The organism is Curvibacter sp. EU05-FHT14A10, from assembly GCF_058791075.1.
This window is the reverse complement of record NZ_JBYTDE010000016.1, coordinates 92,018-112,157: the sequence shown is the minus strand read 5'-3', so window position 1 is coordinate 112,157 and position 20,140 is coordinate 92,018. Positions and strand designations below refer to the sequence as shown.

At 67.2% G+C, this 20,140-nt stretch carries 17 protein-coding genes; 7 read left to right on the top strand and 10 right to left on the bottom strand.

The annotated features are described in order from the left end of the window. Positions 1-210: 210 nt before the first annotated feature. Entirely contained in the window at positions 211-3,996 is a 3,786-nt protein-coding gene (gene putA, locus AC3WUT_RS24490; protein WP_492349667.1) for a trifunctional transcriptional regulator/proline dehydrogenase/L-glutamate gamma-semialdehyde dehydrogenase, read from the bottom strand. Positions 3,997-4,134: 138 nt separating this feature from the next. Here putA and AC3WUT_RS24485 point away from each other — a divergent pair, with 138 nt between their 5' ends. From AC3WUT_RS24485 to AC3WUT_RS24460, 6 genes are all read left to right on the top strand, one after another. Then, positions 4,135-5,145, top strand: a complete 1,011-nt coding sequence (locus tag AC3WUT_RS24485) for an LLM class flavin-dependent oxidoreductase (protein WP_492349666.1) — start codon at positions 4,135-4,137, stop codon at positions 5,143-5,145. Positions 5,146-5,408: 263 nt separating this feature from the next. Then, entirely contained in the window at positions 5,409-5,888 is a 480-nt protein-coding gene (locus AC3WUT_RS24480) for a cupin domain-containing protein (protein WP_492349712.1), read from the top strand. Between the two features lie 31 nt (positions 5,889-5,919). Beyond that, on the top strand, positions 5,920-6,885 hold the full coding sequence (locus tag AC3WUT_RS24475) for a VOC family protein (protein WP_492349665.1): 966 nt from the start codon (positions 5,920-5,922) through the stop codon (positions 6,883-6,885). 39 nt (positions 6,886-6,924) lie between these two features. Next, positions 6,925-7,152 (top strand): recombinase-like helix-turn-helix domain-containing protein, encoded by a 228-nt coding sequence (locus tag AC3WUT_RS24470; RefSeq protein ID WP_492349664.1) that lies wholly within the window; start codon positions 6,925-6,927, stop codon positions 7,150-7,152. 27 nt (positions 7,153-7,179) lie between these two features. After that, positions 7,180-8,217 (top strand): Rieske 2Fe-2S domain-containing protein, encoded by a 1,038-nt coding sequence (locus AC3WUT_RS24465; RefSeq protein ID WP_492349663.1) that lies wholly within the window; start codon positions 7,180-7,182, stop codon positions 8,215-8,217. A 175-nt stretch (positions 8,218-8,392) separates the two neighbouring features. Beyond that, positions 8,393-9,352, top strand: coding sequence for a PDR/VanB family oxidoreductase (locus AC3WUT_RS24460; RefSeq protein ID WP_492349662.1), 960 nt, complete (start codon positions 8,393-8,395; stop codon positions 9,350-9,352). 109 nt (positions 9,353-9,461) lie between these two features. Here the strand turns inward: AC3WUT_RS24460 and AC3WUT_RS24455 are convergent, their stop codons facing one another. The 9 genes from AC3WUT_RS24455 to AC3WUT_RS24415 all read right to left on the bottom strand — a co-directional run bounded on the left by AC3WUT_RS24455 (position 9,462) and on the right by AC3WUT_RS24415 (position 18,641). After that, positions 9,462-10,532 carry a PDDEXK nuclease domain-containing protein gene (locus AC3WUT_RS24455; RefSeq protein ID WP_492349661.1) on the bottom strand — a complete coding sequence of 357 codons (1,071 nt, stop codon included), beginning with the start codon at positions 10,530-10,532 and terminating at the stop codon, positions 9,462-9,464. Between the two features lie 184 nt (positions 10,533-10,716). Further along, positions 10,717-11,496, bottom strand: a complete 780-nt coding sequence (locus AC3WUT_RS24450; RefSeq protein ID WP_492349660.1) for an SDR family oxidoreductase — start codon at positions 11,494-11,496, stop codon at positions 10,717-10,719. A gap of 34 nt (positions 11,497-11,530) precedes the next feature. Beyond that, positions 11,531-13,003 (bottom strand): aldehyde dehydrogenase, encoded by a 1,473-nt coding sequence (locus AC3WUT_RS24445; RefSeq protein WP_492349659.1) that lies wholly within the window; start codon positions 13,001-13,003, stop codon positions 11,531-11,533. 8 nt (positions 13,004-13,011) lie between these two features. Continuing rightward, positions 13,012-13,863, bottom strand: a complete 852-nt coding sequence (locus AC3WUT_RS24440) for an aspartate dehydrogenase (protein WP_492349658.1) — start codon at positions 13,861-13,863, stop codon at positions 13,012-13,014. Further along, the gene (locus tag AC3WUT_RS24435; protein WP_492349657.1) at positions 13,860-15,533 is read right to left on the bottom strand and encodes a thiamine pyrophosphate-binding protein; all 1,674 of its coding nucleotides are present in this window, start codon (positions 15,531-15,533) and stop codon (positions 13,860-13,862) included. The genes AC3WUT_RS24440 and AC3WUT_RS24435 overlap by 4 nt, the downstream gene beginning before the upstream one ends. A gap of 28 nt (positions 15,534-15,561) precedes the next feature. Then, a complete protein-coding gene (locus AC3WUT_RS24430; RefSeq protein WP_492349656.1) occupies positions 15,562-16,350 on the bottom strand; it encodes an IclR family transcriptional regulator in 789 nt (262 codons plus the stop codon). Positions 16,351-16,381: 31 nt separating this feature from the next. Then, positions 16,382-17,200 carry an alpha/beta fold hydrolase gene (locus AC3WUT_RS24425; RefSeq protein ID WP_492349655.1) on the bottom strand — a complete coding sequence of 273 codons (819 nt, stop codon included), beginning with the start codon at positions 17,198-17,200 and terminating at the stop codon, positions 16,382-16,384. Positions 17,201-17,216: 16 nt separating this feature from the next. Further along, positions 17,217-17,726: a cupin domain-containing protein gene (locus tag AC3WUT_RS24420; RefSeq protein ID WP_492349711.1), complete on the bottom strand. Its 510-nt coding sequence runs from the start codon at positions 17,724-17,726 to the stop codon at positions 17,217-17,219. Positions 17,727-17,867: 141 nt separating this feature from the next. Continuing rightward, positions 17,868-18,641, bottom strand: a complete 774-nt coding sequence (locus tag AC3WUT_RS24415) for an SDR family oxidoreductase (RefSeq protein ID WP_492349654.1) — start codon at positions 18,639-18,641, stop codon at positions 17,868-17,870. 424 nt (positions 18,642-19,065) lie between these two features. Here AC3WUT_RS24415 and AC3WUT_RS24410 point away from each other — a divergent pair, with 424 nt between their 5' ends. Then, positions 19,066-20,079, top strand: coding sequence for a Bug family tripartite tricarboxylate transporter substrate binding protein (locus AC3WUT_RS24410; RefSeq protein WP_492349653.1), 1,014 nt, complete (start codon positions 19,066-19,068; stop codon positions 20,077-20,079). Positions 20,080-20,140: the final 61 nt, after the last annotated feature.

Sequence of the window (20,140 nt, the reverse complement as noted above, 5' to 3'; positions counted from 1 at the left end):
GGACGACGACCCGGGGCGGCCCATCGGCGCCCACATTCTTCCCTGCATGCTTGTCAGCCCTTCAGCGGCCGGATCTACCGTCTGAGACGGCTTGGCGACAAATGAGCTGAAAAGCCCTTCGAATGTAACAATCCGATACGAAATCCGCAAGCCCGCCCGGCGACTCCAGGGGTCAAAGGGAGGCGCCCGAGGGCCTTCCCCTCCGGGGGCTCAGGCCAGCGTCATCAGACTGGCGTTCCCGCCGGCCGCCGCGGTGTTGACGCTGAGGGCTCGCTCGACCCACAGCCGCTCCAGGGGGATCGCGGCCTCGCCCGGCAGCAGACCGGTGATGCCCACGATAGGGCCCGGGCGCTGGGCCACTCGCAAGCCCACCTGGCGCAGGGCAGCGGGCTCACCGTGGTGCAGCACGGCATCAAAGTGGGTTTCCGGGCGGGTCCAGTCACTGCACAACACGATCCGGCCTTGCACCTCTTCGGGCAGGCGTTGCAACAGCGCCTGGGCGCTGTCAGGCCAGACCGCCTGGCTGCCCACGGCCAGCACGGCAGCCAGTTGACACAGGCGGTCGCTGTCCTGATCGGCCAGGCACAGCACGGACTCACGCGGCAACAGGCTGTAGACATTGCGCTCGCCGGTCGGGCCACGCAGACAACGCGCACGGCGGGTCTGGCCCTGCGCCCCCCATTGCGCGCAGGCCGCCGCCACGGCCGGCTGGGCGTTGCGTTCGGCCCACTCGGCCAAGGCTTGCAGAGGCGCCGACAGTGCAGCCGACGCGGGGTCCGCCGACACCGTGGCGCCCTCGTCGTCAAGGCTGCGCGCCAGAGCCGCCTCAGGGCGCTGGGCCAGCAGGCGGTACAGGTACAGCGGACCGCCTGCCTTGGGCCCGGTGCCCGACAGGCCTTCGCCACCGAAGGGCTGGACGCCCACCACCGCGCCCACCATGTTGCGGTTCACATACACATTGCCGGCATGGGCCCCGGCGACCACGCGCTCGATGGTTTCATCGATGCGGGTGTGCAGGCCCAGGGTCAGCCCGTAGCCGGTGGCATTGATCTGGTCGAGCAACTCGGGCAGGGCTTCGCGGCGGTAGCGCAGCACGTGCAGCACGGGGCCGAACACCTCGCGCTGCAGTTCGCTGAGGCTGTTCAGTTCGATCACGGTGGGCGGCACGAAATGGCCGTGCCGAGTGTCGTCCAACCCGCCCCGACCCAGGGGCTGCTGCACCCGGCGGCCCTGGGCACGCAGGGCATCGATGTGGCGCAGCAGGCCGGCCCGGGCTTCGGCATCGATCACCGGGCCCACGTCGGTGTGCAGCTGATCGGGGCGGCCCAGGCGCAACTCGGCCATGGCGCCAGTCAACATCTGCAGCACGCGGTCGGCGGCCTCTTCCTGCACGCACAACACGCGCAGGGCCGAGCAGCGCTGGCCCGCACTGTCAAAGGCCGAGGCCAGCACGTCGGTGACCACCTGCTCGACCAGGGCGGACGAGTCCACGATCATGGCGTTCTGACCGCCGGTCTCTGCGATCAGCGGTATCGTGCGGCCGGCGGGGCTCAGGCGGCCTGCCAGTTGGCGTTGCAGCAGGCGCGCCACTTCGGTGGAGCCGGTGAACATCACCCCTTGAATGCGCTCGTCGGCCACCAGGGTGGCCCCCACGGTTTCACCGCGGCCGGGCAGCAGTTGCAGCACGGCGTCGGGCACGCCGGCCTGGCGCAGCAGGCGCACGGCCTGCGCGGCCAGCAAAGGGGTCTGCTCGGCCGGCTTGGCCAGCACCGGGTTGCCGGCGGCCAGGGCGGCGGCAACCTGGCCGGTGAAGATGGCCAGCGGAAAGTTCCAGGGGCTGATGCAGACCACGGGGCCCAGCGGACGGTGCGGCAGATCGGCCAGATCGCGGCGCGCCTGGGCGGCGTAATAGCGCAGGAAATCGACCGCCTCGCGCACCTCGGCCACGGCATTGGCGCAGGTCTTGCCCGCTTCGCGCACCAGCAGGCCCATCAGCACGCCCATTTGTTGCTCCATCAGGTCAGCGGCCTGCTCCAGGGCCAGGGCCCGCCGAGCCGGGGCCGTGGCGGCCCAGCCGGGTGCGGCCTCGGTGGCCGCCTGCAGCGCCCATTCGACGCCGGCCAGGGTGGTTTCCTGCACCCGGCCAACGGGGTCGCGCAGATCAGCCGGGTTGAGCACCGGCTGGGCCGGTTCGGCCCACTCGGCCTGGGCCTCAGGTCCGGCCAGCAGCGGCTGGGCCTGCCATTCGACGTGGGCGCTGCGCAACAGGTCGGCCTGCAGGGCCTGCAGCGCGGTGTCGCACGCCAGGTCCACGCCCTTGGAGTTGCGGCGGGCCGCGCCGTACAACTCGGGCGGTGTACCGATCGATGGGTGGGGCAGCCCCAGCGTGCCTTCGCGCAGCGCCATCTGCTCGACGGTCTGCACCGGGTCCTGGACCAGTTCGTCCAGCGGCAGGCTGGTGTCGGCAATGCGGTTCACGAACGAGGTGTTGGCACCGTTCTCCAACAGGCGGCGCACCAGGTAGGCGAGCAGGGTTTCGTGGTTGCCCACGGGCGCATAAATGCGGCAGGGCCGGTTCAGACGGCCCGCCGTTTCCGGGCCCACCACCTGCTCGTACAGGGGTTCGCCCATGCCGTGCAGACACTGGAACTCGTACTGACCGGGCTGGTAGCGGGCCGGGTCGGCCAACTGGTAGATGGCGGCCAGGGTGTGGGCGTTGTGGGTGGCGAACTGGGGGTAGATGGCCTCGGGCGCAGCCAGCAGGCGGCGGGCGCAGGCCAGGTAGGACACGTCGGTATAGGCCTTGCGGGTGTACACGGGGTAGTCGCTCAGGCCATCGAGCTGGGCACGCTTGATTTCGCTGTCCCAGTAGGCGCCCTTGACCAGGCGCACCATCAGGCGGTGAGCACTGCGCCGGGCCAGGTCGATCACGCAGTCGATCACTTGCGGGCAGCGCTTCTGGTAGGCCTGGATCACGAAACCGATGCCGTTCCAGCCCGCCAGAGCAGGCTCGAAGCAAAGGCGCTCAAGCAACTCCAGCGACAGCTCCAGGCGGTCGGCTTCTTCGGCGTCGATGTTCAGACCGATGTTCTGGCCACGCGCCTGCAGCGCCAACTGGCGCAGCACGGGGTACAGCTCGGCATGGACGCGGTCGTGCTGGGCCCGGCTGTAGCGCGGGTGCAGCGCCGACAACTTGATCGAGATGCCGGGGCCTTCATACACGCCGCGCCCGGCCGAGGCCCGGCCGATGGCTTCGATGGCCTGCTGGTAGTCACGCAGGTAGCGCTGGGCATCGGCGGTGGTGAGTGCGGCCTCGCCCAGCATGTCGTAGGAGTAGCGAAAGCCCTGGGGCTCCAGAGTGGCGGCATGGCGCAGGGCCTGGGCGATGGTTTCGCCCGTCACGAACTGCTCGCCCATCATGCGCATGGCCATGTCCACCCCTTTGCGGATCAGGGGCTCGCCGCCGCGCGCAGTCAGCCGCCCCAGCGCCGCCCCCAAGCCGCTTTCGCTGTGGGTGGAGACCAGCTTGCCCGTCAGCAGCAGGCCCCAGGTGGCTGCGTTGACGAACAACGAAGGGCTTTTGCCCAGGTGGCGTGCCCATTCGCCATGGGCGATCTTGTCCCGGATCAGGGCATCGCGGGTGGCGGCATCGGGGATGCGCAGCAAGGCTTCGGCCAGGCACATCAAGGCCACCCCCTCCTGGGACGACAGTGCGTACTCCTGCAGCAGGCCCTGCACCAGGCCGGCCCGGCCGCCGGCACTCTTGCGCTCGCGCAGATGGCGGGCCAGACGCTGGGCCAGTAGCTGGGTGGCGTCGGCCAAGGGCTGGGGCAGGCGGGCTTGCTTGAGCAACTCGGGCACCACCTCGGTCTCGGGCCGGCGCCAGGCTGCGGTGATGGCAGCCCGCAGCGGGTCCGCTGACAGCAGGCCTGGCGTGAACGGCTGGAAAGGGATGCAGGTGTCGGCATCGGCACTGAGGGGCGGACGGACTGACATGGCGAGGCTCCTTGGATTCGGTGAATTGCGCTATCTTCCAAGCCTTAACGCCGAATGTTTATCCATATTTATTCGATTTGAATGAACAAATCACCAGGCAATTCACCTTCAGTGCGCAGGTCATGCGAGCGTCGCACAATGGACGGCATGAAATCACTGCAAGACATTGCCCTGTCCATGCTCGATCTGGTGGCGGTTCGCGAAGGCGGCACCGTGGCCGACGCGCTGTCCATCGCCCTGCGCACCGCCCAGCACGCCGAAAAGCTGGGCTTCAAGCGTTACTGGCTGGCCGAGCACCACAACATGAGTGGCATCGCCAGCTCGGCCACCGCCGTGCTGGTGGGCCACATCGCTGGCGGTACCGAGCGCATCCGCGTGGGCTCGGGCGGCGTGATGCTGCCCAACCATGCACCGCTGGTGGTGGCCGAGGCCTTCGGCACCCTGGCCGAGCTCTACCCGGGCCGCATCGACCTGGGCCTGGGCCGCGCACCGGGCACCGACGGGCTGACCATGCGGGCGCTGCGCCGGGACCGGGTGGAGACCGAAGAAGACTTTCCACGCGATGTGGCCGAACTGCAGCGCCTGCTGGGCCCGGTGCAGCCCGGCCAGCGCCTGATCGCCATGCCGGGCGCCGGCACCCAGGTGCCGATCTGGTTGCTGGGCTCCAGCCTGTTTTCGGCCCAGCTGGCGGCCGAGCGCGGTCTGCCCTATGCCTTTGCCTCGCACTTTGCGCCGCGCCTGCTGCTGCAGGCGGTGGACCTGTACCGGCGCCTGTTCAAGCCCTCGGCCACGCTTGAAAAGCCGTATGTGGTGATTGGCGTGCCGCTGATTGCAGCCCCGACCGATGAAGAGGCCGAATTCCTCGCCAGCAGCACCTACCAAAGGGTGCTGGGCATCCTGACCGGTGACCGACGCCGCCTTCAGCCCCCGCTGCCGCATTTCCGTGCCCAGCTGGCACCCCAAGAACGCGCCGCGGTCGACGACTTTCTGGCCGCCGCCGTGGTGGGCGGACCTGGCACCGTGCGTGAGGGCCTGGCGCGGCTGGCCGACCTGACCCAGGCCGACGAATTCATGCTCGTCAGCGACGTGTTCGATCCCACCCTGCGCCTGCGCTCGCTGGAGATTGCCGCAGCGGCCCGACAGGGCTGAGCCGCCCCGGGCGCCACGCGCCCACCTCCTGTCGCGCCCCCCGACAGGCCTGAGCCCGCCCGCCGGCTGCGCGGCCCAGGCCCCGAGTTTTCCACTCAAGCATTGATCTGAAATTCTTTGAATTTCGGCCACTCTGCTATAGACTTGGCTCGTTTCAATCACGAAACTATGTTTTACCTAAGAAACGAACCGGATTGGAGAACGTCATGAGTGCATCTGCGGCCGCCGAAGGCGTGCAAACCGCGTACCAACCGCCTGAGGGCATGGATCTGGGGCAATGGCTGAAGTCGCGTGTGGCCACGCGCGCCACCCGCCGCTACGACTGGGAGGCCCTGAAGTTCCAGGCTGATTTCGACCCCAAGTACGCCCGTGCCCAGATGCGCTACATCGGCACCGGTGCCACCGGCGTGGACAGCGACGAGAACACGGTGGTGGCCGAGCACTTCACCTTCTCCACCATGATCCTGCCGGCCGGCGCCGAAGGCCCGCTGCACATCCACACCGATGCCGAAGAAGTGTTCTTCGTGATGCGCGGCCGCGTGAAGCTGATTGCCGAACTGAACGGTGAAACCTGGGAAATGGAAGCCGGCGAACGCGACCTGATCTCCTGGCCCGTGGGCGTGTACCGCGGCGTGATCAACATCGGTGACGAAGAAGCCCTGATGTGCGTGATGATCGGCAACCCCAAGCCGGTGACCCCCACCTACCCGCCCAGCCACCCCTTGGCCAAGGTCAAGCGCTGAGCCCCTGGCCAGCCACCCACGAGGAAACAACATGAGTGTTCAGGGCATTGACGAAATCACCTTCGGTGCGGCGGACCTGGCCAAGTGCCGCCAATTCTTCAGCGACTGGGGCCTTCACCTGGTGTCCGAGGAGCCGCAAGAGCTGGTGTTCGAGTCGCTCAACGGCTGCCGCGTGAAGGTGGCCCATTCCGACAAGCCTGGCCTGCCCGCCGGCATCGAGGCCGACCCCACACTGCGTGAAGTGGTATGGGCCGTGGGCTCGAACGCCGAACTGGACGTGCTGCGCTCGCGCCTGGCCGGCCAGCCCGGCTACGTCGACGATGGCCAGCGCATCGGCTGCACCGACCCCAACGGCCTGGCCGTGCGGGTGCAGGTGACGCGCAAGCGCGTGCTGGACCTGCCCTGCGCGCAGACCAACACCTGGGCCACACGCGGCCGGGTGAACCAGCCCAGCCCGGCCTACGACCGCGCCACGCCGGTCGAAGTGGGCCACGTGGTGTTCTTCGTGAAAGACCTCGCAGCCACCACCGCCTTCTATGAACAACACCTGGGCTTCGTGGTGTCCGACCGCTACCCGGGTCGCGGCCACTTCATGCGCTGCGCCCTCGAGGGCGGCCACCACGACCTGTTCCTGCTGCAACTGCCCGAGCCCCGCGCCGGCCTGAACCACGTGGCCTTCACCGTGCGTGACCTGCACGAAGTGATTGGCGGCGGCATGCACATGTCGCGCTGTGGCTGGAGCACCGAGCTCGGCCCGGGCCGGCATCCGATTTCGTCGGCCTTGTTCTGGTACTTCATCAGCCCGGCCGGTGCCCTGGTCGAGTACTACACCGACGAAGACGAGCTGACCGCCGACTGGCAGGCCCGCGATTTCACCCCCGGCCCCACCGTGTTTGCGGAATGGGCCATCAAGGGGGGCATCGACGGCCAGACACGACGCCAGGTCAACGCCGATGCACCGAGCGGTCGCTTCATGACCGATCGCCCCAAAGACTGATTCCCTCAGATCACCCCACGAACCCTCCGGAGGTTATTGATGAGCGCCACCCCCCCTCTCTACAACGAAACCCACCAGCACCGCGAAGCGCCGCCCACGGCCTACGAGACCCTGCTGGGCGACTCGATCGAACGTGCTTTCGCGCAAGGCCTGCACGAAATCGAAGCCCTGATCGACTACCTGAACAAGGCCGGCCCCGCCGGCCCCAACAGCCAGCCCTGGACGGTTGAGACCTTCAAGGCCGAAATGGCCCGCCTCGGCGCCTGATCCCCCCTCACCCTGGAGCACCTCAAGATGCAAACGTCCAACGTCTATTTCCAGCAAGACCCGGTCGACGCCGCCCTGGCCGTGGGCCTGAAAGACCTGTGGTTCCCGATCTGCCCCTCGTCCTTCCTCAAGAACGACCCGATCTCGCTGCGCCGCATGGGCTACAAGATCGCGCTGTGGCGCGACCATGAAGGCAAGGTCCACGCGCTCGAAGACCACTGCCCGCACCGCGGCGCCCCGCTGTCGCTGGGCGTGATCCTGGGTGATCGCATCGCCTGCCCCTACCACGGCGTGGAAGTGAGCCATGACGGCACCGTGACCAGCGTGCCCGCCATGCCCGGCTGCAAGCTGGAAGGCTCGCGTACCACCCGCATGTTCCATGCGGTCGAAAGCAATGGCGCGATCTTCCTGTTCAACTCGACCGAGCCGCAAATCGACACCCCGCCGCCGCTGCGCCTGCCTGAAGAGCTGACCTCGCCCGAGTGGTCCTCGTTCCTCTGCTACACCGAGTGGGGCTGCGACTACCGCTATGTGATCGACAACGTGATCGACCCCATGCACGGCACCTTCCTGCACAAGCAGTCGCACACCATGTACGAAGGCGATGTGACGGCCGAATTCCACATCCGCGACACCGACACCGGCTTCGTGTTCGAGAAAAAGGGCCAGCGCAACGTCAACTTCGACTGGACCGAGTGGATCGACACCGGCATCCACCTGATGCGCCTCGAGATCCCGTACCCGAAGACCGGCGGCCCTGGCGGCAACTTTGCCATCATCGGCAGCTACACCCCCATCAGCCGCCAGGCTTCGGGCGTGTTCCACTGGCGCTGCCGCAAGGTGGACGGCTGGCAGCGCGACACCTGGCGCTTCCTGTACAAGAACCGCCTGGAGCAACGCCACTGGAATGTGCTGGAGCAAGACCGTGTGGCCGTCGAGACCATGGAGCCCGATGCCAACCAGCGCGAGTTCCTGTACGCCCACGACATGGGCATCGTGCGCCTGCGCCGTCACCTGAAGGGCCTGGCCCAGGCCCAGATCGACCGCACCGCCACCCCGGCCTGAGCGCAAGCGGCCTGAACCGCCCGGCACGCTCTCAAAGCGGCCTCAAAGCGACTGACAAGCGCCCCCGACCGCACCTGGCAAGCCCTGGCTACCAGCTTGCCTCGGGGGCGCAGCGCTCTGTGACCGACATTAAACTCAAGCCCTCCCGACCCCACCCACAGCCCCCGTCACGGCCATGTCGAATCTACTCAATGCCTACATCCACGCGCTTCGTTACGAGGCCGAGGACATCCACAGCGTCGAACTGCGGCGCGCCGGCGGAGGTGAACTGCCCGAGTTCGCCGCCGGCTCCCACATCGACCTGCACCTGCCCAACGGGCTGGTGCGCAGCTACTCGCTGCTCAACGCCGCCGGTGAGCGCCACCGCTATGTGCTGGGCGTGCTGAAAGACCGGCGCAGCCGCGGCGGCTCCCGCTGTGTGCACGAAGCCCTGCGCGTGGGCCAGACCATCGCCATCAGCGAACCGCGCAACAACTTCGCGCTGCACGAAGACGCAGGCCACTCGGTGCTGGTGGCGGGCGGCATCGGTGTGACGCCCATCCTGTGCATGGCCACCCGGCTGAAGCAGTTGGGTCGCTCATTCGAAGTGCTGTACTTTGCCCGCTCGCGCAAGAGCGCGGCCTTCATCGCCGAGCTGCAGGCCCTGGGCGCACCGCTGCACCTGCACTTCGACGACGAACAGAGCGGCCCCCCTGACCTGAAAGCCCTGCTGGCCGCCCGGCCCGCCCAGGCGGACACCCACTATTACGCCTGCGGCCCCGCCGTGATGCTCGACGCCTTTGAAAAGTTCTGCGCCGAGCTGGGCTACGCCAACGCCCACATCGAACGCTTCACTGCCGTCGAGGTGGCCGCCGCCTCCGATGCGCGCCAAAGCTTCACGGTCGAGCTCAAGCGCTCGGGCAAGTCGATCACCGTCGAGGCCGGCCAAAGCCTGCTGCAGGCCCTGAACTCCGCCAAGATCAATTGCGTGACCAGCTGCGAAGAAGGCATCTGCGGCGCCTGCGAAACCCGCGTGCTGGAGGGCCAGCCCGACCACCGCGACTCGGTGCTCAGCACCGCGGAACGCGCGGCCAACAAGGTGATGATGATCTGCGTGTCGGGCTGCAAGAGCGAGCGCCTGGTGCTGGATCTTTGAGCGTGCCTCAGCCAACCGTTTGAAGTGATGCAAGAGGATCGCACGGGCGTGCGCATCCTCGGCGGGGCACGTTTCGACAACGTGCCCCATGATGGGAGCCCGAGGTGACTCAGGTCTCGCGACGGGGCGGCCTGCGCGTCCTGGGCGCCATGTCCTCCCAGCTCGCACGCTCCTGTTCGATGGCCTCGCGCAATTCATCTTCCGACGGCAAAACCAATCTGTACTGGGATGCGAAGATCTGCTCGCTGCCCTTCAAGACGGAATACCGTGCCACCGACAGATCCTTCTGATCGCACAACAGAATGCCAACAGTCGGGTTGTCGGCAGGTCCACGCCTGAGTTCGTCGTACATGCGCACATACATGTCCATCTGCCCAATGTCCTGATGGGTCAATCGACCGGTTTTCAGATCGATCAGTACAAAACACTTGAGCAGGTAGTTGTAGAACACCAGATCAATATAGAAATCCTGAAAATCAGTGCTCACCCGCTGCCGCTGCTGACGTGCGACGAAGGCAAATCCTTGCCCCAACTCCAGCAAGAAGGATTGCAACTTGTCCATCAAGGCCTGCTCTAGGCTGGACTCCAGCAACCGGCCCGACCCAGGCAAGCCCAAGAACTCCAACATCACAGGATCTCGCACAAAGTCCCGCGGTCTGGGCTCTGGCGCGGGGGCAGGCCCGTTATCAGCGGGGGCCATGACTTGATCGGTGTCGAGCAAACGTCGCTCGTAGTAAAGGGTATCGATCTGCCGATCAAGGACCCGTGAGCTCCAATTCTGGCTGGCCGCTTCTGTCATGTACCAACGGCGAGCTTTCTGATCGCTCACGCGCAAGAGCATTCTGTAGTGGGTCCAACTCAATTCGCGACGCAGTGCGTCGCGAATTGGGAAGCCCAGAAAGAAGCCACGCATGTGTCTGAGGTTGGAGACGTCAAAGCCCTTACCAAACTCGCGGCTGAGGGTCTCAGCCAACCGGGGCAGCAACCTTTGGCCATATGCGGCCCGAGAGGTGCCACCTTGCTCAAATTCAACGATGTGGCGCCCGATCTCCCAACAGGTCGTCACCTGCACCACGTCCACCGCCCGCAGCGCTTGACGGCGCCCGCGGTGAATGGCGTCCCGCAACACGTCCAGCAGACCTGACAGGGATACAGAGTCCGAGGCGGGCACTTGTTTCATGCGCTTGCTCCTTGCTGGGCGATCGTCCAAGAATGCAAGGAGTCTGTGGCTGCCAACGCATGCGCTCGCCATGGTTCTCAGGCCCGACAGGATCAAGGGGGCTGGCAAATGACTGCGCGGCCCATCGGGCTGCCCAGCTCAGACTCGCGCCCCCAAAGACCCAAGCCCGGTCCCAGGGCAGAAGTCAGAACGTCCCCGGGTAAGACCCCCCATCCAACAGCACGTTCTGCCCATTGATGTAGCCCGCATGCACGCTGCACAGGTAGGCGCAGGTGTTGCCAAGCTCGTCGGGCTGACCCAGGCGACGCGCCGGGTGGCGGGCGATGCGGGCGGCGCGCACGGCCTCGGCGGTGCTGCCTTCACGCCGCGCCTGGGCTTCGAAGTTGCCGGCCAGGCGGACGGTGTCGAAGGTGCCGGGCAGCACGTTGTTGATGGTGACGCCGCGGGCCACGGTGCTGCGCGCCAGCCCGGCCACAAAGCCGGTCAGGCCGCTGCGGGCGCCATTGGACAGGCCCAGCCCATCCACCGGGGCTTTCACGGCGCTGGAGGTGATGTTGACGATGCGGCCAAAGCCGCGCGCCATCATGCCGTCCAGCGTGGCCTTGATCAGCTCGATGGGCGCCAGCATGTTGGCGTCCAGGGCCTTGATCCAGTCCTCGCGCTGCCACTGGCGGAAGTCGCCTGGCGGTGGGCCGCCTGCGTTGGTGACCACGATGTCGAAGTCGGGGTGCGCTGCAAAGATGCGGGCGCGCCCTTCGGCGCTGGCCACGTCGGCCGCCACCCAGTCGGCCCGGCCGGGCCCGAGGGCGTTCAGACGCTCGGCCGCTTCGCGCAGGGGCCCTTCGGTGCGGGCCACGATGACCACCTGCACACCTTCGCGCACCAGCGCGGCGGCACAGGCCAGGCCCAGGCCTGAACTGGCGCCGCACACCAGGGCCTTGCGGCCCGAAATTCCCAGATCCATGACTCGCTACTCCTTGCTTAGCGTGGTGGCTGCTTCAGGCCGTGGCCCAGGGCATGGGCGACTCGTTCAGGCCCCAGTACCAGCTCTTCTGGGTCGTGTACTCCAGGATGCCGAGGCGGCCTTTTTCGCGCCCGGTGCCGCTCATCTTGACGCCACCGAAGGGCGTGCTGACCGAGAACACCTTGTAGGTGTTGACCCAGACGGTACCGGTCTGCAGGGCCTGGCCCAGGCGCCAGGCGGTCTTGTAGTCGCGCGTCCAGATGCCTGAGGCCAGGCCGAACACGTTGTCATTGCACTGGGCCACCAGGTCGGCCTCGTCACGCCAGGGCAGCAGGGCCAGCACCGGGCCGAAGATTTCTTCCTGGCACATGCGGGCGCTGTTGGGCAGGCCTTCGATCACGGTGGGGGTGTAGTAGCTGCCGCGCTCGAACAAAGCGCCCTCGGGCCGCACGCCGCCGGCCAGCAACTGGCCGCCTTCGTCCAGGCCCAGTTGCACGTAGCGCTCGACCGAGGCACGGTGGCCCTGATTGACCAGGGGACCCATCTGGGTGCTTTCGCTGGAGGGATCGCCCACACGCAGCGCCTTCACGCCGGCCAGCAGGCGGGCCTTGAACTCGGCGTAGACGCTTTCATGCACAAAGGCGCGTGAGCCGGCAATGCAGGACTCGCCCGAAGAGCTGAAGATGCCATACAGCACCCCGGCCACGGCGTGGTCCAGATCGGCGTCGGCGCACACGATGGTGGGCGACTTGCCCCCCAGCTCCAGCGAGGTGGGCATGAGCTTTTCAGCCGCCAGGCGGGCAATGCCCAGGCCGACGGTGGTGCCGCCGGTGAAGGCGATGCGCTTGATCAACGGGTGCTTGACCAGGGCATCGCCCACGATCGAGCCCTTGCCCGGCAGCACGCTGATGATGCCCTCGGGCACACCGGCCTGCTCAGCGATGCGGGCCAGCTCGATGGCCATGCGCGGGGTGATCTCGGCGGGCTTGAACACCACGGCACAACCGGCTGCCAGCGCCGGGGCCAGCTTCTGGGCCTCGCTGGCGATGGGGGAGTTCCAGGGGGTGATGGCCCCGACCACGCCCAGAGGCTCGTGCGCGCTCAGGGTGAAGTAGTCGCCGCGCGCCGGGGTGAGCTGGTCCTCCCAGGTTTCGCAAGCCGCCGCAAAGAACTGGAAGGTGCCTGCCGCGCTGGCCACCAGGGCTCGGGTTTCCTTGATCGGCTTGCCGTTGTCCAGGCGCTGCAGCTGGGCCAGCTCTTCACCGCGCTCACGGATACCGGCCGCGATGCGGTGCAGGATGGCCGCCCGTTCATGCCGCTTGAGCCCCGCCCAGGCGGGTTGCTGACGGGCACGCTCGGCGTACTGGACCGCCTCGTCCACATCGGCGGCGGTGGCCGCATGCAGGGTGGCGACGGTGCTGCCGTCGTGCGGGTATTCGGTGGCGTACTCGGGGCCGGAGGCATCGCGCCAACGCCCGGCCAGCAGGGTTTGCAGTTTTTCGGTCATGGAGGGTCTCAGACAGTGACGGCGGCGCCGCGGTTGTGCAGGAAACGAAGCCCGGACAGCACGGTCAGCGCCGAGGTCTTGGGGTTGTCGGCCAGTGGCTTGCCGCGCATGGTCAGCTCCATCTCGCCGAACTCGCCGCGCACGCTGATCTGGTGGATGTTCTCGCTCACGGTGGGGTCGGCGATCAGGCACACCCGGGTGGCATCCAGGCCCAGGCCCGCCAGCGAAAGGGTGGCGGCCACATTGGCGTTCTTGGGATACAGCTGGGCGGCCTCACGGGCCGTGGCTTCCAGAATCACGGTGGGCTCGGTGATGGCGGACAGATCGCAAACGTCTTCGGCCGGGGTGCCGCGCCAGCCTGAGGGCGGTTTGCGCCCGGTGTAGCGCACCTCGCTGAGGCCGGCCAGGCGCGCGGCGGCAATGGCGTCCACGCCGCCGATGGCACCCGACAGCAGGTGCAGCTGGGTGGCGCCCTGCTCGGCAGCCTCGGCCAGTTGCTCGGCCATGCCCGGGCCAGACAAGGCGCCGATCGACAGCACAGCGCATTCCACGCCACGCTGCAATGCAGGCACCACATGCTCGATGAGCGCCGCGTGTCCGGCGCATTCCAGCACCAGCGTGGTCTCGGCGGGCACGCTGGTGGTCACGGTGGCGGCATCGCCCACCACGGCACGCGCCTCATCCAGGCCGGCAGCCTGGACCACGATGTGGGTGATGCGCACGCCGGTGTGGCCGGCCAGGCGCTGAAAGATGGATCGTCCGATCGCGCCAAACCCGATCAGGGTGACAGGCTGGGTCTCCCGCCCGGGGTGGGCCTGGGTGATCGCTTGGGTGGTGGCTTGGGTGGTGGCTTGGATCATGCAGCCTCCTTCTTGAGGATGGGGCCGGCGAACTTGGCGGCGAACGGGCCCCAGGCCTTCATGTCGACCTCGACCACCACCGGGCCCTTGGCGGCCAGCGCCTGGCCCAGCACCTCGGCGGTGCGCGCCGGGCTGTCGAGCAGGAAATGGCGGGCCTTGAGGCTGGCGCAGAAGTTCGCGAAATCGGGGGTGTGCAGCTCGACGTAGCAATGGCGGCTGCCATAGATGTCGTCCTGGATGTTCTTGATCACGCCATAGCGGCTGTCATTCATCAGCATCACCACCAGGTCGGCGTTCTCCTGCACGGCGCAGGCGAGTTCGCCCACATTGAGCATGAAGCCACCGTCGCCCACCAGGGCCACCGTCTTGCGGCCCAACTGGTGCTCGGTGTTGGCAACAGAGGTGCCGATGGCCATGGCCAGGCCTTGGCCGATGCCCCCGCCCAGGGCGTGCACGCCGGCGCGGGGGTGGTCCAGCACCGGAGCCCGGTTGCCCCACATGCTGTTGGACAAGGTGATGTCGCGCACCCACCAGAGCTGCTTGCCGACCGCGGCGCCCACCTGGTTCTTGAGTTCGACATAGGCGCCCAGGGTGTCGTCCACATGGGCGGCGGCGGCAGCCCGTGCCTTTTGCACGTCGGGCACCAACTGCGGGTCGACCTGCATGCGGCCTTCCAGCAGGTCGGCCAGTGCGTTCAGCGTGAGCTCGGCATCGCCCTGCACAAAGTACTGGCTGTTGTAGCCGCGGTTGTGCGCCAGGGCATTGGCGTCGATGCGGTAGATCGATGCCGGCAGCTTGAGCTTGTAGCGCAGGGTTTCGTTGCTGCGCAGGCGTGAGCCCACGACCAGCAGGGCGTCGCAGGTCTGGTACAGGTCTTCGGCGGGCTTTTGCAGGTTGTAGGAACCCAGGCTGGCCGGGTGGTCCTCGGCCAGGATGCCGCGGCCCTGCACGGAGGTCACCACGCCCCAGCCCATCTTCACCAGGCGGGCCACGGCGGCACTGGCGCCGCGTGCGCCGCCGCCCAGCCACAGCAGGGGGCGCTTGGCGCCAGCCAGGGCATCGGCCAGGGCCTGCACGCTCTCGGCTTCGGGCAGCACCGGGCGCAGCGGCAGCGGACGCAGGTCGGCCGGCAGGTCGAGCAGGGTGGCCTGCACATCGATGGGGATTTCGATGCTCACGGGCCCGCAGGGCGGGGTGAAGGCCAGGCGGGCCGCCTCGCGCAGGGTGGCCAGGGCGGTTTCGGCGTTGCGGATGCGGAAAGCCGCCTTGCCCACCGACTGCAGCATGGCCAGTTGGGCCGGCGCTTCGTGGATGTAGCCGAGGTCGCGGTCCAGGTAGGGCGACTCGATCTGCCCGGTCAGGTGCAGCATCGGGGTGCCGGCCGTGAGGGCCTCGATCATGGCGCCGGCGGCATTGCCCGCGCCGGTGCCGGTGCTGGTCACGCACACCCCCAGGGCGCCGCTGACCCGGGCGTAGGCATCGGCCATGTTGCAGGCGCCGGCCTCGCCCCGTGCCGACACGAATCGGATCTTCTGACGCCGGTGGAAGGCGTCGAGGATGGGCATGTTGTGGATCGAGATCACGCCAAAGGCGGCGCGAACACCACATTGCTCTAGGAATCGGGCGGCAAGTTCGCCAACGGTGATGCGATGAGGGGCTGCTGTGGTCATGGTGTGGGGGGTGGGACGGGGTTGACGGTCAACCGCTGCGCTGGGGCAGATGGCTGATGCGTTGGGTGACCTGGGCAGCGGCTTGCTGCACCAGTTGAACCAGGGTGCGCGCCTGATCGGCCTCGATCTGCTGCGCCGGCACGGTCATGCTGACCGCGGCCACCACCTGGTGGCGGTCATTGAAAACGGGGGCAGCGATGGTGGAGATACCGGTTTCGAAGCCGCCCTGGCTGATGCCATAGCCATTGGCCATGTCCTGGTCGATCAGGGCCTTGAGCTGCACCAGGGTGGTCGGCGTCTTGGGTGTGTAGGCGTGCAGTTCGGGCTCGGGGTAGAGCTGGGACAGGCCGGCCATGTCGAGGTTGGACAGCAGCAGGCGACCCAGCACGGTGGCGTGGGCCGGCAAGCGCGCGCCGACCTGGATCGAATGGAACACCGATTGGCGGCCCATGGCCTTGGCGACGAACACCACCTCGCGCCCGTCGCGCACCACCAGGTGGGCCGAATAGCCACTCTGGTCGCGCAGGCCCTCGATGATCGGAATGCCATGCTCGGTCAGCTCCATCGAGGCCAGGTACTCAAAGCCCAGGCGCAGCACCCCGATGCTCAGCTTGTAGTTGGGGCTGTCACTGACACGTTCGACAAAGCCCATCTGTTCCAGGGTCTGCAGCAGGCGGAACACCGAGGCCCGCGGCACGTCCAGGCGGCGCGACAGCTCGGCGCCGGTGAGCTGCGGCTCCTGACGGGTGAAGCAGCCCAGCAATTGCAGGCCACGGGCCAGGCCCGGGACGAGGTAGCGGTCGCTTGCGTTGTTCATGTGTTGGTTCTCCTGGTCTCTCGATCTGTGTTCAGGGGGTGGCCTGCAGCAAGGCATTGACCGCATCGGCGGCCTCCAGCGCGCAGGCATGGCCCACCGGGCCCAGTGAGAGATAGGGAGCACCGACCCGATTGGCCAGGCCTTCGCAGGCGGCCGCCGGGGTGATGGTGTCAGCGCTGCCACTGGCCACGGTGACCGGACAGGTTACCGCAGCCAGCAGGGTGTCGAGGTCGGCCTGGGCGAGCAGTCGCGCGGCCTGGGTGTAGCCGGCGGGGTTGATGGCCGCCATGATCGATTTCACGTAAGCCACCAGCGACGCATCGGCCTGGGCCGACAGCATGGCGGCCCCCCGGTGCTCGGCCATGCCGGCCGGGCCCAGGCGCGCCAGGTTGGCCAGCCGATCGCGCAGCTTGCTGTCGCGCACGGCGGGATCGGCCAAGCCATAGCCCAGGGCTGGTGAGAGCAGGGTCAGGCGCTCGACCGAATCCGGGCCTTGTGCCACTGCCGCAGCGGCCATCAGGCAGCCCAGGGAGTGGCCGGCCAGACGGATCGGCTGCTGCGCCAGGCCCAGGGCCTGAAGCCATTGCCAGACCCGCGTGCCGTAGTCGGCGGCCGTCGGCCAATCGGCCTCGACCGGGGTGCTCTGGCCATAGCCTGGGGCGTCCCAGGCCAGCACGGTGAAGCGACTCTGCAGGCCTTGCAATTGGCGCAGCCAACTGCCCGAGCCCGACCCAATGCCGTGCAACAGCACCAGCAAGGGGCCTTGGCCCGCCCGACGGTAGGCGATATCGCCCCCGGCGGTCGAGACGACCTGGACAGGCCACTGCTGAGCCATTTCTTGCAAGGTCATGTTTTTGGCGCCTGCTTCAGCGACCCAGATCGCGCTTGATCTTGGCCAGGGGCGAATCAGGCGGGTAGACCGGGGTGATCGGCTTGGGCGAGCCCAGCATCACGCACATCAGGGCATCTTCGTCGCCGATGTTTTGCTCCTCGCGGTACACCCCCGGGGGCACCGAGATCAGGTCACGTTCACCGACCACGGTCTCCCAGCGTTGGCCGTCCTTTTCGCAGATCACCTTCATGGCGCCACGCATCACGAAGAAGATTTCTTCCACGTCGTAATGGATGTGCGAGGGGCCGATGTTGCCCGCCGGGATGACCATGGTCGAGAACGTGAAGTGGGCCGAGGGCACGGTGTTGTTGTCACTGGACACGCCAGTGCCACCGGTGCCCACGTAACGCATCTGGGCGCGACGGTACTTGGGGTCGAAATCGGCCTGGAACTTCAGGGCATCCCAGTCGTAGCGCCGGGTGGAGCGGCGGGCCACGCGCGACTCCATCCACTCGGCAAAGCTCTGGCCCGGGGCCTGCATCATGGCCTGCTGGATTTCAGCCTCGGGCGGGATGCGGGCATCCTGCAGGCCACGTTCGTTGAACACCGGCTCATTGGCCGCAGGGGTGTGGGGTGCGCTCATGGGGACTCCTTGCAAAACAGGGCGATGGGATGGGATGGGGGGTCAGTTCATGACGAAGCCGCCATTGACCGGCAGCACCTGGCCGGTCACATAGCCGCTGCCGTCGGAGAGCAGGAACAGCACGGTGGCGACCACGTCGTCAGGCACCTGGGCCCGGCTGATGGCCCGGCCTTCGCTGTACAGGCGGTGGCGCGCCTCGGGCACGTACTCGGTGGCCTCGACCAGGGTCAGCCCCGGCGCCACTGCATTGACGGTCACGCCGTGGGCGCCAAGTTCGCGGGCCATCGAGCGCGTCATGGACATCACGGCGCCCTTGCTGGCCACGTAGGCCATCAGACGGGGGGCGCCCCACAGCGCGGTGTCGGAGGCGATGTTCACCACCCGGCCCCGACCCGAGGCCTGCAGCCAGCGCTGCGCCGCCACCGTCACCAGCCAAGGGCCGCGCACATTGACGGCCATCACCCGGTCCCAGGTGTCCACCGTGATGTCGCCCATGTCCTTGCCGCCCGAATTGGTGATGGCGGCGTTGTTCACCAAGCCATCCAGGCCACCCAGGCGTTCAGCCGCCGTGGCAGTGGCCTGCTCGATGGCTTGCGGGTCCGACACATCCATGGGCAGGTAATGCGCCACGGGCTGGGCCAGGCCCTGGTTCAGCGCGGCCGCCAGGGCCTCGCCCCGTTCATGCAGCACATCGGTCAGGGCGACCCGGGCACCGGCGGCCACACAGGCGCGGGCAAAGGCCTCGCCCAAGCCACGGGCACCGCCCGTGATGAGGATGCGGTGGCCTTCGAGAGAGGGAACGCTGGTCTGATTCATGCTTCGATTCCTGTGTCTGCCGTGCACCGCCCCATCCTGGTGATCGGGCTTTTGCTTGGCTCTTTTTGGTCTCACTTATGAAACGTTGATTCGTATTTGAATCGCAATTGTGTCACCAACCCACAATCCAGCCCTTATCCCGACTATCTCACAGGGTTTTTGAAACACCCATCAGGACTTCAAAACCTGCTTTTGCAGCCTTCCGCCAGGGGCATTTGTCCATGCGCCAGATCAACACCACAGACATGACGACCCCATGAATACGTATTTTTACTTATTTGAAAAACAGGGGGTACTCCGTATTCTCACTCAAATAGTTTCATCTATTGATCACTGTTTCGTATATAAAACGAAAGGCAGTCATGTTCACCCACGGATCTGTTGCTCTCTTTCGCCCGCGCTCCCGCTGCGGCAGGGGTTTGGCATGAGGTACCCCATCCTGGCGCTGGCCCGTCGTTGGACAGGGGCATGCCTTACCGTGCTGGGCACATCCAGTCTGTGCCACGCGGCCCAGGGCGAGTCGCTGGAGGCCCAGCGCAGTCTGGCGACAGCGCCCTTCACGCTGGTGGCGCCATTCCCGGCCGGGGGCCCGGTGGACACACTGGCCCGCATGCTGGCCAACGGCTTGTCCGAGCGCTACAAACAACCCGCGATCGTGGACAACCGCACCGGCGCCAACGGCAACATCGGGATCGAAGCGGTCAAGCGCGCCGCCCCCACGGGCCACACCCTGCTGGTGGTGCCGGCCGGCAACCTGACCATCAACCCCACGCTGATGCCCCGCCTGGGCTATGACGTGGAGACCGACTTCAGCCCGGTGGCCTCGCTGGCCAAGGCCCCCAACGTGCTGGCGGTGAACCCGGCGGTGCCGGCGCGCACCGTCCGCGAACTGATCACGCTCAGCCAGGCCCACCCGGGCACCTTGAGTTACGCCACCCCGGGGGTGGGCTCGGGCCTGCACCTGGCTGGCGAACTGTTCAAGCAGCAAAGCGGCGCCGATTTGCTGCATGTGGCCTACAAAGGCTCGCCCCCCGCACTCAACGATGTGCTGGGCGGCACCGTGCCCGTGATTGTGGGCAACCTGCCCACGCTGCTGCCGCACATCCAGCAAGGCAAGCTGCGCGCCCTGGCCGTGACCGACCCGGTGCGCGCCCCGCTGCTGCCGGACGTGCCCACCCTGGCCGAAGCCGGTGTGAGTGGCGTGGCCGTCACCTCGTGGTACGGCGTGATGGCCCCCAAAGGCACGCCCGAAGCCGTTCGCACCCAACTGGCCAGCGACATCAGCCAGATTCTGAACAGCCCAAGCAACAAAGCCCAGCTCGAAAAACAGGGCCTGCTTGTGTGGATCACCACAGGCGCCGCCTTTGGCGACGTCATCCGAAAAGAGACAGCCACCTGGTTGCCCGTCATCAAGAGCCGAAAGATCGAAGCCCAGTGACAGGCCGTCCTCACCAAGACCCCTCCCCGACCCACCCCCACAACATCCCCTAGGACCCATC

Coding starts and splice junctions, on each gene's coding strand:
- AC3WUT_RS24445 (WP_492349659.1), bottom strand. CDS start 13,003: ATGACCGAAAAACTGCAAACCCTGCTGGCCGGGCGTTGGCGCGATGCC.
- AC3WUT_RS24455 (WP_492349661.1), bottom strand. CDS start 10,532: ATGAAACAAGTGCCCGCCTCGGACTCTGTATCCCTGTCAGGTCTGCTG.
- AC3WUT_RS24430 (WP_492349656.1), bottom strand. CDS start 16,350: ATGAACAACGCAAGCGACCGCTACCTCGTCCCGGGCCTGGCCCGTGGC.
- AC3WUT_RS24480 (WP_492349712.1), top strand. CDS start 5,409: ATGGATCTGGGGCAATGGCTGAAGTCGCGTGTGGCCACGCGCGCCACC.
- AC3WUT_RS24415 (WP_492349654.1), bottom strand. CDS start 18,641: ATGAATCAGACCAGCGTTCCCTCTCTCGAAGGCCACCGCATCCTCATC.
- AC3WUT_RS24425 (WP_492349655.1), bottom strand. CDS start 17,200: ATGACCTTGCAAGAAATGGCTCAGCAGTGGCCTGTCCAGGTCGTCTCG.
- AC3WUT_RS24460 (WP_492349662.1), top strand. CDS start 8,393: ATGTCGAATCTACTCAATGCCTACATCCACGCGCTTCGTTACGAGGCC.
- AC3WUT_RS24475 (WP_492349665.1), top strand. CDS start 5,920: ATGAGTGTTCAGGGCATTGACGAAATCACCTTCGGTGCGGCGGACCTG.
- AC3WUT_RS24470 (WP_492349664.1), top strand. CDS start 6,925: ATGAGCGCCACCCCCCCTCTCTACAACGAAACCCACCAGCACCGCGAA.
- AC3WUT_RS24410 (WP_492349653.1), top strand. CDS start 19,066: ATGAGGTACCCCATCCTGGCGCTGGCCCGTCGTTGGACAGGGGCATGC.
- putA (WP_492349667.1), bottom strand. CDS start 3,996: ATGTCAGTCCGTCCGCCCCTCAGTGCCGATGCCGACACCTGCATCCCT.
- AC3WUT_RS24435 (WP_492349657.1), bottom strand. CDS start 15,533: ATGACCACAGCAGCCCCTCATCGCATCACCGTTGGCGAACTTGCCGCC.
- AC3WUT_RS24450 (WP_492349660.1), bottom strand. CDS start 11,496: ATGGATCTGGGAATTTCGGGCCGCAAGGCCCTGGTGTGCGGCGCCAGT.
- AC3WUT_RS24420 (WP_492349711.1), bottom strand. CDS start 17,726: ATGATGCAGGCCCCGGGCCAGAGCTTTGCCGAGTGGATGGAGTCGCGC.
- AC3WUT_RS24440 (WP_492349658.1), bottom strand. CDS start 13,863: ATGATCCAAGCCACCACCCAAGCCACCACCCAAGCGATCACCCAGGCC.
- AC3WUT_RS24465 (WP_492349663.1), top strand. CDS start 7,180: ATGCAAACGTCCAACGTCTATTTCCAGCAAGACCCGGTCGACGCCGCC.
- AC3WUT_RS24485 (WP_492349666.1), top strand. CDS start 4,135: ATGGACGGCATGAAATCACTGCAAGACATTGCCCTGTCCATGCTCGAT.